Source organism: Arsukibacterium sp. (assembly GCF_041616895.1).
Lineage (GTDB): Bacteria > Pseudomonadota > Gammaproteobacteria > Enterobacterales > Alteromonadaceae > Alishewanella.
On record NZ_JBFJPY010000023.1, the window covers coordinates 1 to 13,329 of the forward strand.

General features: G+C 49.4%; 12 protein-coding genes. 8 read left to right on the plus strand and 4 right to left on the minus strand.

All coding sequences use genetic code 11. The features are described 5' to 3' along the window. A partial coding sequence (locus tag ABY802_RS05960) for a S46 family peptidase (RefSeq protein ID WP_372626106.1) occupies nt 1–1,113 on the plus strand: 1,113 nt, incomplete at its 5' end. Nucleotides 1,114–1,360: 247 nt separating this feature from the next. Continuing rightward, entirely contained in the window at nt 1,361–1,507 is a 147-nt protein-coding gene (locus ABY802_RS05965) for a diguanylate cyclase domain-containing protein (RefSeq protein ID WP_372626142.1), read from the plus strand. Here ABY802_RS05965 and ABY802_RS05970 read toward each other — a convergent pair. Continuing rightward, nucleotides 1,504–1,929, minus strand: coding sequence for an HPP family protein (locus tag ABY802_RS05970; RefSeq protein ID WP_372626107.1), 426 nt, complete (start codon nt 1,927–1,929; stop codon nt 1,504–1,506). The genes ABY802_RS05965 and ABY802_RS05970 overlap by 4 nt on opposite strands. Nucleotides 1,930–2,129: 200 nt before the next feature. Between ABY802_RS05970 and ABY802_RS05975 the strand changes: the two genes are divergently transcribed. From ABY802_RS05975 to ABY802_RS05990, 4 genes are all read left to right on the plus strand, one after another. Then, nucleotides 2,130–2,846, plus strand: coding sequence for a TetR/AcrR family transcriptional regulator (locus tag ABY802_RS05975; RefSeq protein WP_372626108.1), 717 nt, complete (start codon nt 2,130–2,132; stop codon nt 2,844–2,846). Between the two features lie 43 nt (nt 2,847–2,889). Beyond that, the gene (locus ABY802_RS05980; protein ID WP_372626109.1) at nt 2,890–4,008 is read left to right on the plus strand and encodes an efflux RND transporter periplasmic adaptor subunit; all 1,119 of its coding nucleotides are present in this window, start codon (nt 2,890–2,892) and stop codon (nt 4,006–4,008) included. Nucleotides 4,009–4,020: 12 nt separating this feature from the next. Beyond that, the gene (locus tag ABY802_RS05985) at nt 4,021–7,107 is read left to right on the plus strand and encodes an efflux RND transporter permease subunit (protein WP_372626110.1); all 3,087 of its coding nucleotides are present in this window, start codon (nt 4,021–4,023) and stop codon (nt 7,105–7,107) included. 133 nt (nt 7,108–7,240) lie between these two features. Further along, nucleotides 7,241–7,729, plus strand: a complete 489-nt coding sequence (locus tag ABY802_RS05990) for a fasciclin domain-containing protein (RefSeq protein ID WP_372626111.1) — start codon at nt 7,241–7,243, stop codon at nt 7,727–7,729. Here the strand turns inward: ABY802_RS05990 and ABY802_RS05995 are convergent, their stop codons facing one another. Continuing rightward, on the minus strand, nt 7,730–8,620 hold the full coding sequence (locus ABY802_RS05995; protein ID WP_372626112.1) for a DMT family transporter: 891 nt from the start codon (nt 8,618–8,620) through the stop codon (nt 7,730–7,732). Nucleotides 8,621–8,949: 329 nt separating this feature from the next. On the opposite strand from ABY802_RS05995, the gene ABY802_RS06000 reads away from it, so the two are divergent. Both ABY802_RS06000 and ABY802_RS06005 read left to right on the plus strand, forming a co-directional pair. After that, nucleotides 8,950–10,248, plus strand: coding sequence for a DUF3422 family protein (locus tag ABY802_RS06000; protein WP_372626113.1), 1,299 nt, complete (start codon nt 8,950–8,952; stop codon nt 10,246–10,248). 70 nt (nt 10,249–10,318) lie between these two features. After that, nucleotides 10,319–11,044, plus strand: coding sequence for a lytic transglycosylase domain-containing protein (locus tag ABY802_RS06005; RefSeq protein WP_372626114.1), 726 nt, complete (start codon nt 10,319–10,321; stop codon nt 11,042–11,044). Nucleotides 11,045–11,118: 74 nt separating this feature from the next. Here ABY802_RS06005 and ABY802_RS06010 read toward each other — a convergent pair whose 3' ends face one another. Next, nucleotides 11,119–12,246, minus strand: coding sequence for a PilT/PilU family type 4a pilus ATPase (locus tag ABY802_RS06010; protein WP_372626115.1), 1,128 nt, complete (start codon nt 12,244–12,246; stop codon nt 11,119–11,121). Between the two features lie 23 nt (nt 12,247–12,269). Further along, entirely contained in the window at nt 12,270–13,322 is a 1,053-nt protein-coding gene (locus tag ABY802_RS06015; RefSeq protein ID WP_372626116.1) for a type IV pilus twitching motility protein PilT, read from the minus strand. Nucleotides 13,323–13,329 lie beyond the last annotated feature (7 nt).

Consider the following 13,329-nt stretch of genomic DNA (forward strand, 5'->3'; position numbering starts at 1 on the left):
GCGCTGAGTAACTGGGTGAACAGCAGCCGCGACAACAAAAAAGCCTATGCAAAAGATCTGGCTACAATTGATAAACTGTTAGCAGAGGAACATCGCCAGGCCCGCGCTGATTATGCGCTGAACAATGCCACACCTCGCTTGCTTACTGTAGCACGCTCGTTATATCGGTTAGCGCAGGAAAGCACCAAACCTGACGCCGAACGAAAAGCAGGTTACCAGCAGCGCGATATTCCTCGTTTTAAAGCCTATGTCGCCGGCATGGAGCGAAACTTTGATGTCAGCGTGGAAAAAGCGCTGGATTTACATAACCTGACCAAGTACGTGGCATTACCCAAGCAACAGCGAAACGCAGATTTTGACGCGGCTTTGGGTATAAAAAACAGCATGAGTCAAAACGAGCTGTCGGCACTGATTGATAGCTGGTATGCCAACACGGGTTTAACGAAATTGACGAATCGCACTGCCCTGATTGACAGTAAGCCAGCGCAGTTTAGTCAGAGTGCAGATCCGTTTGTTATGGCCGCCGTTGCGCTTTATAAAAGTGATTTAAAGCAAGAAGCTAAAGAAGAGCAACTGGCAGGGAAAATTCAACAGGCTTATGCCAGCTATATGCGCGCAAAAATGGCCTTTATGCAGTCTAAAGGGCAAGCCGTGTACCCGGATGCCAACAGCACGCTACGGGTCACTTACGGCAATGTCAAAGGTCGGGCACATGGTAACGAAGATGGTAATGCCTGGGCACCGTTTACGACACTGCGTGGTATTACCGCTAAAGCAACTGGCGAGGGTGAATTTAATGCACCAGCCGAACAACTGGCAGCAATTAACGCTAAGAACTATGGGCCCTATCTGGCGCCAGCGTTAAACTCTGTGCCGGTTAATTACCTGGCTACGCTGGATATTACCGGCGGTAACTCAGGCTCGGCAATCCTTAACAGTAAAGCCGAATTTGTTGGGCTGGCATTTGACGGCACCCTGGATTCCATCATCTCAGACTGGGATTACAATCCGGCTAATACCCGGTCAATTCAGGTAGATTTGCGCTTTATGCTATGGCAGATGCAACAGGTTGATAACGCCACTGCACTGCTAAAAGAAATTGGTGTTAACTAGCCAAGTAAACTTACCGCGGTAAATACGGTATTTTGTTAAAACCTCTGCCTGTCAGAGGTTTTTTATTGGAAAAAATTAGCCAATGCTGGTTAACCTGAAGCTGACAGTCTAAGATTAGTGTTCCATGGATAAACACAGTAAGTATTTGCTTAAAGAATCCAGCTTAATTCAAATGCTTGATCCTCTGGCCGCTGACTGGAATAAGACACAGCGCTATGCCAGCACGATAAGTTAGGTCGAACAACAACTGAACCATCAATGCAGTTGTAGCATTGGTCTGGTGATGTTCAGTGGTGATGACACTTCAGCCGACGTGTTATTACGTCAAGCTGATGCCGCCATGTATCAGGCAAAAAGCCGGGGCAAAAATCAGCTATGCTGGTATCAGTGCTAACCCTGTTGTTTTAATAACCGGGCTGCCAGCTTTACAAAATCTGAAGAAGTTAGGATGCCGGCAATACGGTTAGCGCTATCGACCACCGGTAAGCAACCATGGCGATTGCTGACAAAAAAATCAGCAACGTCGGCCAGCGACTGCTCTGGCGTCACCGTGGCAAAGTCAGTCGCCATTAATTCGCTGACTAGCAACTGCTTTTCTTTGCGTTCCAGCGCCACCGCCCCAAACTGGGCCATTAAAGCCATTACTTTAGCGATCATGATTTTCTGGGTTAGCATCCCTACCAGCTCGCCACTGTCATCAATAACAGGAATATGGCGGACGTTTTTCCCGCGCATCAGGTCATGTGCGTCCTTTAAAGTTGATTGACGCTTAACACAAAAAGGATCAGTGGTCATTAATTGGGCAACGTTGTTCATTATCATACCGCCTTCTGAAAAGGTTAGATTGATGCTCAGTTAATCTTAGTGAAAAATCACGAGCCGTGCTTAACGCAGAATAAAATATACCTGACAAACAACCTCTCTTTGACGATTCCACACCTTGACGAAATTTGACACTTGCTCAAATTTTGAATCTGATTCATAATTTGTCATATTTTCAAATCCTGGAGCGACCTATGGGTACATCAGAGCGCAAACAGCGTGAACGCGACGAGCGAGAGCAGTTGTTTCTGAATACCGCTGAAGACATGATTAGTCAGGATGGCATTATTCAGTTGCAAATGGCCAGATTAGCCAAAGCCTGTGACTACGCTACAGGCACTTTGTATCAGCACTTCATATCGCGTGAAGACTTGCTGGTGGCGCTGGCCGCCCGACACAGTGCTCAGCATTTAAAAATGTTTCAACAGATTGTTGCCTTACCGGTAGCCAGTCGCGACAAGATGTTTGCTATTAGTGTCGCCGAGCGCGATTTTCGTAAACACAATCCCATCCATGCCAAGCTAAGCCAATATATTTTCACCGAAGCGGTGTGGGAGAATGCCTCAGCTTTGAGGCGTGAACAGGTGCTGCAATGCGGGCAGCCGATAGCGGCGCTGGTGAGCGCTGTAGTCCAGGAAGCCATTGATGAGGGCATGTTAATCAGTAACGGTTGCAGTGCCATAGAGCTGGCCATAGCTCCGTGGGCCTTATGCCAGGGTGGCCAAACGCTGGAGCAAACCAGTGGCTTACTCGAAGCGTTTGCCGTGCCGCGACACGATATGCAGCAGTACCGTCATATGCATATGTTACTTAACGGTATGGGCTGGCAACCTCTGTTTGATGTCAGCGACATAGTACAAATCAAGAATAAGGCTGCTGAACTCAGCGAGCTGTTAAATATTTCTGGCTAACTTTTATTTTTAATCGGGGATAATGTCCCATTAAGGAGATTCCATGTTCAAACGTATGCTGGTAATGCTTATTGCCGCCGCCGTGATATTTGGTGGTATTTTCGGTTATAAGGCAATTGGCAATCATTTTATGAACCAGTACTTTGACAATATGCCGATGCCTGTCGCGACCATTACCGCCACAGAAGTGACCACGGCACAGTGGCAACCTTTTGTTAGCGCAGTTGGTAGCTTCGCCGCCATTAATAGCGCCGAGCTTTCCACTGAGGCCAGCGGCATCATTACCAGTATTCAGTTTGACAACGCCAGCGAGGTTCGCAAAGGCCAGTTGCTGATTACCCTGGACGACAGTATAGATCAGGCTGATTTTACCCGTTTAAAGGCAGCGCAGCAGCTGGCAGAACTGGAGTTAGACCGGTTGCAAACCTTGCTGCGTGATAAAGGCGTGTCAGAATTGGATGTCAGGCGCCGTGAAAGTGAAGCCGCACAAGCAAAAGCGGCCGTGGCCTCGCAGCAAGCCCGAATTGCGCAGAAAACCATTCATGCCCCCTTTGACGGAGTGACTGGTATTCGTCAGGTCAGTCTGGGCCAATTGGTTTCACCCGGCGATAATGTGGTGTCTTTGCAATCACTTGATCCTATTTATCTGAATTTCAGCTTGCCAGAGCAACAACTTGCCAGCATCACTGCTGGCCAGCAGCTTACCGTCAATGTCGATGCCTGGGCCGATCAGCAGTTTAATGGTGAAATTACGGCTATTGCCCCAGCCGTTCGTCAGTCCAGTCGCAGTGTTGAGGTGCAGGCTACTTTTGCCAATCCGCAACATAAACTGCGGCCGGGCATGTTTGCCCGGGTACAGATGGATACCGGAACAAGCGAAGAGGTAACCCTGGTACCACAAACGGCTATTCAGTTTAATCCTTATGGTAACTCGGTGTTTTTGATCCGCAACGAAGAGGGCAAACTTACCGCTCATCAGCGTTTTGTCAGCACCGGCCAGAGCCGCGGCGATCTGATTGCGATAACCGATGGCCTCAAGGCCGGCGATTTAGTCGCGACCTCAGGCTTGCTAAAACTTCGCAATGGCGCCCAGGTGAAAATTAGTGACAACCAACAGGTCACGCCGAGTGCAGATCCCACGCCCAACCCGGCCAACCAGTAAGGATTAATTACCATGCGCTTTACTGATGTCTTCATAAAAAAACCGATCCTGGCCTCGGTTGTCAGCTTGTTTATTATTCTGCTCGGCCTGCGGGCGATTATGGATATGAATGTACGGCAATTTCCGGAAATTCAGAATGCGGTTGTTACGGTAAACACCGTGTACGTTGGCGCAGATGCCAACCTTATTCAGGGCTTTATCACCACGCCATTGGAGCGGGAGATTGCCTCCGCCGAAGGTATCGACTATCTGGTCTCCACTTCAGTGGCTGGATCCAGCACCATTGAAGCTTACCTGCGCCTCGACTATGAACCCAATGAAGCGCTGACCCAAATCGCGGCTCAGGTGAATAAAGTTCGCTCAGAACTGCCGGAAAACGCCCGCGACCCGGTGATTTCACTAAAAGTAGGCCAGGACACGGCAGCAATGTATTTGTCGTTTTACTCCGACGTACTGGGCAATAATCAGATAACGGACTATATAGTCCGGGTTATTGAGCCACAACTGGCAACCATTCCGGGTGTACAGCGGGCTGACATTCTTGGTGCCCGCACCTTTGCGATGCGGATCTGGCTTGATCCGGCCAAAATGGCCGCCTTTGGCATTACCGGATCGGATATCAGCAGCGCCCTGCGCAGTAATAACGTGTTGGCGGCACTTGGCCGAACGAAAGGCCAGATGGTCGCGGTGGATTTAAATGCCGCCACCGATTTACGTAGTGCTGAGCAATTTGCTGACTTAGTGATTAGCGCCGATAGCAATGCCCTGGTGCGCTTAAAAGACGTTGCCACAGTTGAGCTTGGCGCCGAAAGCTACAATAGCTCGGTAAGTTTTAATGGCCTGGCAGCCACCTTTATCGGTATAGAAATTTCACCCGATGCCAATGCGTTGGATGTGATTGCCGAAGTCAGGAAGGTCTGGCAGCAGGACATTATTACCCAGTTGCCAGAGGGGCTTGATGCCGACATCCCTTATGACTCTACCGAATATATTGAGAACGCCATTGACGAAGTGGTTATTTCTATCGTGCTGGCGCTGGTCATTGTTATTCTGGTGATCTATGCCTTTTTAGGTTCAATGCGCAGCGTTATTATTCCGGCTGTAGCCATTCCGGTGTCACTGATAGGTACCTTCTTTTTAATGTGGCTGCTCGGCTTCACCATTAACTTACTGACCTTACTGGCGATGGTGCTGGCCATCGGTATCGTGGTTGACGATGCCATTATTATGCTGGAAAACATTCACCGCCACATTGAAGAGGGTAAATCGCGCACAGACGCAGCAATATTGGGAGCCCGTGAGCTGGCCTGGCCGATTATTACCATGTCGACTACCCTGGTGGCAGTATTTTTGCCCATCGGGTTTGTAGGGGGGCTAACTGGCGTGTTATTCGTCGAATTTGCCTTTACCCTCGCGGCCTCAGTTATTTTATCCGGGGTGGTTGCTCTGACCCTATCGCCGGTAATGTGTGCCTTCATTCTCAAGCCACATAATAATGAAAATCCAAACGATAACTCACTGGAACACTGGCTTGATCAACGTTTTGAAACCTTACGCAGCGGTTATCAGCGCCAGTTACACAGCACTCTTAATTATCTGCCGGTGGTGCTCACTTTCGGAGCCATTGTGCTGGTGTCATGCTACTTTTTATTTGTTACCAGCCCCTCAGAGCTGGAGCCACCGGAAGATCAGGGCTTTGTGTTCTCAATTCTGGAGGCAGATAGCTTTGCTACCCTGGATTATCTGGAAAAAAATACCAGTGAGTTGAATAAGCTCAGCAGCGTCGCCCCGGAAATTAAAAATATTTTTATTATTAACGGTACCGGTAGCACCAACAATGCTATCGCGGGTTTTGTGCTGGCGCCGTGGGATAAGCGGGAGCGCACTACCGCCCAGGTGCTGGAGCAAAATATTCAGCCCTTTATGGCCGATTTGCCCGGGATTAACAGCTTCGCGCTGATACCGCCCTCTCTGCCGTCCCCCGGCGGTGGTACCCCGGTTGAGTTTATTGTCGGCTCAACCCAGCCATTTGCTGCGTTGGAGACTGTGGTACAAGAGATCCTGGGCCGGGCGATGGCCTCAGGTCGTTTTATTTTTGTCGACAGTGACTTAAAAATAAACCGGCCGCGGCAGACAGTTGAAGTTGATAGGGAAAAAGCCGCGTTAATGGGTGTATCAATGCAGCAAATTGCCGCAGATCTTGGTAGTTTAATGTCCGGTGCTGATGCGGGTCGCTTTGCTTTAGATAACCGCTCATACCGGGTTATTCCGCAATTAGAGCGCAGCGAGCGACTGAACCCTGCACAGCTGAAAGACTTTTACACCCGCAATCGTGATGGTGAACTGGTGCCATTGTCTGCACTGGTCACCTTATCCGAGTCAGTACAGCCTCAGGCGTTAAAGGGGTTTCAGCAACTTAACGCCGTAAAAATATCCGGCGTACCGCGTCCGGGCGTACCGTTAGGGGATGCGTTAGCGGTACTGGACCAGATTGCTGCAGAAGTGATGCCGGCAGGTTTTAGCGTTGATTATGCGGGTCAGTCCCGCCAGTTTAAGGCCGAAGGCCAGCAGCTGGTTGTCACCTTCTTTTTTGCGCTGGTGGTGATTTTCCTGATTTTAGCAGCACAATTTGAATCGTTTAAAAATGCCATTATTATCCTGGTAACGGTGCCAATGAGTGTTTGCGGTGCATTAATGTTCACCAGTCTGGGTGTCACCAGCATTAACATTTATACTCAGGTGGGCCTGTTAACCCTGGTAGGATTAATCGCTAAACACGGTATTTTAATTGTAGAGTTTGCCAATCAGTTACAAGTTGAAGGGCGCAGTAAACGTGATGCTATTGAAGAAGCCACCTCAATTCGTTTGCGGCCGATTTTAATGACAACCGCGGCAACGGTGCTGGCAATGATCCCATTACTGATCGCAACCGGTGCCGGCGCCGGGTCACGCTACGCTATGGGGCTGGTTATCGCCAGTGGCATGACCATCGGTACCCTGTTCACCTTGTATGTGGTGCCAGCAATGTATCTGTTATTAGCGCGGGATTATCAGTTACAGCCCCAAGACAATAGCACTGCAGAGAAAGTCAGCAGCTAAGTAACAGCCACTGTGTAACAAAAAGCCCGCAGCATAAATGCGGGCTTTTTTTTCAGCGGTGATCGCTTTAGTTGTTTACTTCGTTAATAGCACCGACAACTTTGTCCTGAATATTGTAACAGAAGGAAACATCATGAAAGTCTCACAAGTACTTACCGGTTCGCTGTTGCTCGCATCTTTAATGCTGACTGTACAGGCGCACAATCACAAAAAATCTGCTGACATTGTCGACACTGCAGTCGCTGCCGGCGATTTCACTACTTTGGTTAGCGCTGTTAAAGCTGCCGACCTGGTTGAAACACTAAAAGGCGAAGGCCCGTTTACCGTATTCGCGCCAAACGATGCTGCATTTGCTAAAATACCTGCTGCTGATTTAAATGCACTGGTAGCCGACAAAGCTGCTCTGACTAACGTCTTAACCTATCATGTAGTTGCAGGTAAAGTGATGGCTGCTGATGTCGTTAAATTAACATCTGCCGCTACCGTGCAGGGCCAGGACGTAGCTATTGAAGTTAAAATGGGTAAAGTTTACGTCAATGGCGCAGAAGTCATCGCCACTGATATCAAAACGAGCAATGGCGTAATCCATGTGTTAGACAGCGTTATCATGCCAAAAATGTAATTAGTGTTCGGTAACAACCGGCGAGGCAGTTTTAGCCTTGCCGGCAGTTAGCGAGCTACCAAGCGAAGCAATAATAACTAAGACAATAGCCAACCACTGCCACAGTGTTAAAAACTCAGCCAGAAATAAAAAACCTACCATGGCGGCGATTGCCGGCTCAATACTCATAAACACACTAAAATTCTGTGACGTCATATGGCGTAGCGCCACCATTTCCAGCGAATACGGAATAGCGCTGGATAAGATACCAACCAGCAAGCCCAGTGGCAGCACCTGCCAGGTTAACAGCGCCATACCCTGCGTCACGGCGCCCACCGGCACCAGCACCAGTGCAGCGACTGTCATACCCAGAGCCACCGTAATCCCGCCTGACGCCTGCGAGCCGGTTTTTTTGCCGAATAAAATATAACCGGCCCAACATCCACCTGCTGCCAGGGCTTGCAACACGCCAACCGGGTCCAGCGCCTCGTTCCCACGCATATCAGGCAGTAACAGCAGTATGCCGCCAATGGCACACGCAACCCAGAATAAATCGCGTTTGCGTCTTGAAGACAGCAGCGCGACCGCTAACGGACCGGTAAATTCCAGCGCCACACCAATCCCCAGAGGAATACGGGCAATCGCCAGATAAAACAAAATATTCATACCGCCCAGACACAGGCCATAAACAATAATGGCCCGCCAGTCATGTCCACGCGGCATAGCACGCCATGGCCGGAACACCAGCCACAACACCATGGCTGAGAAACCGAGACGTAACGCCGTGGTGCCATCCGGACCAATCAGTGGAAACAGCTGCTTGGCAAGTGACGCTCCGCTCTGAATCGTTAGCATCGCCAACAGCACGCTGCAGATTGCCAGCAACAGGGGGTTATCGAGGGAGCGCATCATAACAAGGTCCGGGCTAAGGTAAAACGCAGGAAGCTTAGTTTAGCCGAGGCTGCCCCATCTTGCAGCAATTTGCCTTATTTTTGGGCGTGTTATTGCAGGTAGTCGTGCGTTTTATCAGCAGCCTATCGTTTTACGATCACAATGCTTTCACCACAATGCCACTGATTTGCCACATTTAACTGCAAAACTGGAGCCCCATTATTGATCTGCAGCACCACCAATGCCCTGTGGCACAGGAACTGCTTGTTACTAACACAGGCATTTACAGTTAACCGACTCGTTGCCTTTACGGTTTACTGCGACTGAGGATCCCATTATGAGTAATAAGTATGAGTAAGCTTACCCTGAGAAATCACCCATTGCGTGATGTGCTGGACAAAGAACTACGCCAGCGTACCTTTCCGGCACTTAATGCCCCTTGCAGGCTTTGCCATTTTACCTTTACTGTTGCCAGTGCTTCACGCCAGCTGGAATTTAGTCTGATGCAGCAACACGCTGAACAGCAGGGTGCCCATTTAACAGAAACTGACCAGGATCTTAATATTCCATTATTTGCCGGTACCCTGCGCTGGGAGCGCCATGGCGAGTTTTCCAGCTACACTTTTATTTTACCTGGCAATGCACCGGCGTTATTTGATGACCCACTTAGTTTTTTACCCAGTTACGACTGGTTCGATGAATTGCCAGGCCAGGTTTTCCGGGTGGTGCAGCTGACCATATTGCCTGCTAAAGCCTTACCAGCCAAAGGTGAGATAAATCGTTATTTTAATGAAGAAACCTGTATCAGCAGTATGCTGGCCGGCCAAAAAGCCCGAATATGGACCGATTTTCAGAAACATGCTGAGGGTGCGGGCAGATTGTTACTGGTCGATTATGGCTTAAGCCCTGCCCGGCTGGGTCGGCTGGTACAGCATTTATTTGATCTTGGTAACTACCGCAAGTTAGCGTTACTTGGCTGGCCGGTTGCCCGCCAGTCGTTGCAGAAACTGCACAATCTGGAACAACAGTTATCCATGTTAACCCAGCGGATCCAGCAGGAACAAGACAATGACGAAAGACTATTAAACCAGATCACCCAGCTGGCCGCGCAGACCGAGCATTTAATTGCCGAGACCAGTTCACGCCTGGCAGCGACTGCCGCTTACTATCAACTTACCCAGGACCGCTTAGTCGCGCTGGATGAAACACCGATCAGTGATCTTATGTCGCTGCAGGACTTTACTGAGCGCCGTTTAACACCCGCGTTTAGAACCAGTGAGTCGGTGCAGATCCGGCAAACCACCTTAAGTGCCAGGCTAGGGCGTTCCACCGAGTTATTAAGAACCCGGATAAACCTGAAACTAGAGCAGCAAAACCAGCAATTACTGGTCTCCATGGATAAAAAAGCCAGGCTGCAACTAAAACTGCAACAGGTAGTAGAAGGCTTATCCTTTGTCGCAATTAGCTACTATGCAGCGCAACTGGCCGATAAAGCGGTGCTCGCCGTCGCTTTCTGGTTGCCAGGGTTGAATGTCAGCTTGTGGCGCAGTATCAGCCTGCCACTGGTATTAGTGACAGTGGGATTGCTATTGACCTATTTAAGCCGGCAACTGCAAAAAGATCAGTCGCTGCAAGATAAAACACACTGAACCGGCTTCTGACGCTTATCACCGCTTGAGATTTAAACAGCTTAGTGCTTTACTTGCAGGCCAATGCCAGATGGAAGATCCCGACGTGCAACGACTTGTAATAACGCTCTGTTGGCTATGCCTGCTATTTAGCGCTCCGTTAATGGCCAGGCAGCAGACAACTGACGATGAGCCTAAGCGCCAGGTGAAACTCAGCCCCAATCAGCAGCAACAGCCCGCCGTGTCCAAAACGGCGCAAGCCGCGCCTGCCAACAGCATTGCAGTGTTTAAATCGAAACAGGCTGATGGTACCGTGCTTTTTTCTGACCGACGACCGGTAAACCGGCCTTATCAGCAATTACATTTCGATTGTTTCGCCTGCGATCCAAACTCGGCGATTAATTGGTATAAAACGCCGTTATTTGTCAGGTCTTACAACCGGATTATTGACCGGGCAGCATCTGAGCAACAGTTAGATGCCGCGCTTATCAGGGCGGTTATTCATGCGGAATCTGCTTTTCAGGCGGCGGCCTTGTCAAAACGTGGAGCGATGGGATTAATGCAATTAATGCCAGATACGGCGGCCATGCTCGGCGTCAACGATCCGCTATCGCCCGAGCAAAACATTAAAGGTGGTAGTGCCTACCTGGCCAGTTTGCTGAAGCAATATAACGGTGATGTTACCCTTAGTCTGGCCGCCTACAACGCCGGCCCGGGTAATGTTAGAAGGCATAAGGGCGTGCCCCCATTCGCTGAAACTCAGGCTTATATTAAACGGGTATTAATTTTACATAAGCGTTATCAGCAAGCCGCCTGATGGCGACTTGATGATAGTACGAAGTTACGTACTGTGACATGTTACGTTTGGGCAATGCTACGTTTAGTGCAATGTTACTTTTCGTCTTTGTGTTCAAAACCTTCTAAGGTAACCCCGGACAGGAAACCTGCACCTTTGGTCTCGTTATTACGCAATTTAATCATCAGGCGCAAATCATTCGGTGAGTCAGCATGGTGGATGGCATCGGCATAGCTGATGTCGCCCCGCTGATACATGTCATATAAGGCCTGATCAAAGGTTTGCATTCCCAGCTCGCGCGATTTGCTCATTACCGCTTTAATCTCGCCGACCTCACCGCGGGCAATTAAATCAGCCACCAACGGCGAATTTAACAAAACTTCGATTGCCGCCAGTCGCCCCTGACCATCTGCCGTGGGGATCAGTTGCTGCGCAACGATAGCCCGCAGGTTTAGTGACAAATCGAAGCGTAGCTTGGCATGCATTTCTTTGGGAACCAAATGCATAATGCGGTCAATGGCCTGGTTAGCATTATTGGCGTGCAGGGTAGCAATACAAAGATGGCCGGTTTCGGCAAACGACAACGCATATTCCATGGTGTCCTGACTGCGGATTTCACCAATCAGAATGACATCTGGTGCCTGACGCAGTGAGCTTTTCAGGGCAGCCTCAAACGATTCGGTGTCAATTCCCACCTCCCGTTGAGTTACCAGGCTTTTCTGGTGCTCGTGTACAAACTCTATCGGGTCTTCAATAGTAAGAATGTGGCCTTTCGAATTACGGTTACGATAGCCAAGCAGCGCCGCCAGTGACGTTGATTTACCCGTGCCGGTTCCGCCAACAAATAGCACCAGACCCCGTTTTGACATAATAATGTCTTTTAAAATAGGTGGCAGCCCCAGCTCATCAGCATTCGGGATAGTGGTTACAATGCGTCGCACCACCATACCTGCCTGATCCCGTTGCCAGAAGGCCGAGATCCGGAAGCGTCCGGCATCGTTGGCAATCGCAAAGTTACACTCTTTGGTATTATTAAACTCATGCTGCTGCTTCTGATTCATAGCATCAAGTACCAGCTCCAGTGAAGCAGCATCGGTTAACGGGGTAGTATCAATCGGGGTCATTTCGCCATTTATTTTTGCGGCTACCGGCATACCGGCAGTCACAAACATATCGGATGCACCCATTTTGACCATTTTGCTTAAAAAATCTGTCAGTTCCATACCGTCAGTTCCTCAATACTGCTCTACATTCGCCCCATCGCGCCAAAGGTGTTTTTATCCTGAGCTTTAGTTTGCGCATCTTTTTGCGAAATTAAGCCCCGGTTTACCAGGTTCAGCAGACACTGATCCATAGTTTGCATACCATGGGCCGCACCGGTTTGAATGACCGAATACATCTGGGCAATTTTATCTTCACGGATCAGGTTACGGATAGCCGGTACCCCAACCATAATTTCATGTGCTGCGATCCGGCCGCCACCAATCTTTTTCAACAGAGTTTGCGAAATAACGGCTCTGAGCGATTCAGATAACATGGAACGCACCATGTCTTTTTCTTCTCCCGGGAACACATCGATGATCCGGTCGATAGTTTTTGGCGCCGAGGTAGTGTGCAAGGTACCAAACACCAGGTGACCAGTTTCTGCCGCGGTCATTGCCAGGCGGATGGTTTCTAAATCACGTAATTCACCCACCAGAATCACATCAGGATCTTCGCGCAATGCTGAACGCAGTGCATTACTGAAACTATGAGTATCACGGTGCACTTCACGCTGGTTCAGCAAACATAATTTGTTGTTGTGGACAAACTCTATCGGGTCCTCGATAGTCAGAATATGGTCATGGCGGGTGGTGTTAATGTAATCCACCATGGCGGCTAATGTGGTACTTTTACCCGAACCGGTTGGACCGGTTACCAACACCAGGCCACGAGGGTTTTCTGAAATGGTCTTGAAAATATCGGGCGCGCCCAAATCATCTAAGGTGAGGACTTCACTGGGAATGGTACGAAATACGGCTGATGCTCCACGGTTCTGCACAAAGGCATTAACCCGGAAGCGGGCTAAATTAGGAACTTCGAACGAGAAATCTGATTCCAGATTCTCTTCGTATTCTTTGCGCTGCCGGTCAGTCATAATTTCGTATACAAGCGCATGCACTTCTTTGTGGGTAAGGGGTGGTATATTCAGTTTACGAACGTCACCATCCACCCGGATAAGTGGTGGTACGCCAGCAGAAAGGTGTAAGTCTGACGCTTTGTGTTCAACACTAAACGCTAATAATTCGGTAATATCCATGACAATA

What these genes read in the sequence shown, in the direction of transcription:
- ABY802_RS05970 (WP_372626107.1), bottom strand. Translation starts at nt 1,929, where the DNA reads ATGAACAACGTTGCCCAATTAATGACCACTGATCCTTTTTGTGTTAAG.
- ABY802_RS05975 (WP_372626108.1), top strand. Translation starts at nt 2,130, where the DNA reads ATGGGTACATCAGAGCGCAAACAGCGTGAACGCGACGAGCGAGAGCAG.
- ABY802_RS05980 (WP_372626109.1), top strand. Translation starts at nt 2,890, where the DNA reads ATGTTCAAACGTATGCTGGTAATGCTTATTGCCGCCGCCGTGATATTT.
- ABY802_RS05985 (WP_372626110.1), top strand. Translation starts at nt 4,021, where the DNA reads ATGCGCTTTACTGATGTCTTCATAAAAAAACCGATCCTGGCCTCGGTT.
- ABY802_RS05990 (WP_372626111.1), top strand. Translation starts at nt 7,241, where the DNA reads ATGAAAGTCTCACAAGTACTTACCGGTTCGCTGTTGCTCGCATCTTTA.
- ABY802_RS05995 (WP_372626112.1), bottom strand. Translation starts at nt 8,620, where the DNA reads ATGATGCGCTCCCTCGATAACCCCCTGTTGCTGGCAATCTGCAGCGTG.
- ABY802_RS06000 (WP_372626113.1), top strand. Translation starts at nt 8,950, where the DNA reads ATGAGTAAGCTTACCCTGAGAAATCACCCATTGCGTGATGTGCTGGAC.
- ABY802_RS06005 (WP_372626114.1), top strand. Translation starts at nt 10,319, where the DNA reads ATGGAAGATCCCGACGTGCAACGACTTGTAATAACGCTCTGTTGGCTA.
- ABY802_RS06010 (WP_372626115.1), bottom strand. Translation starts at nt 12,246, where the DNA reads ATGGAACTGACAGATTTTTTAAGCAAAATGGTCAAAATGGGTGCATCC.
- ABY802_RS06015 (WP_372626116.1), bottom strand. Translation starts at nt 13,322, where the DNA reads ATGGATATTACCGAATTATTAGCGTTTAGTGTTGAACACAAAGCGTCA.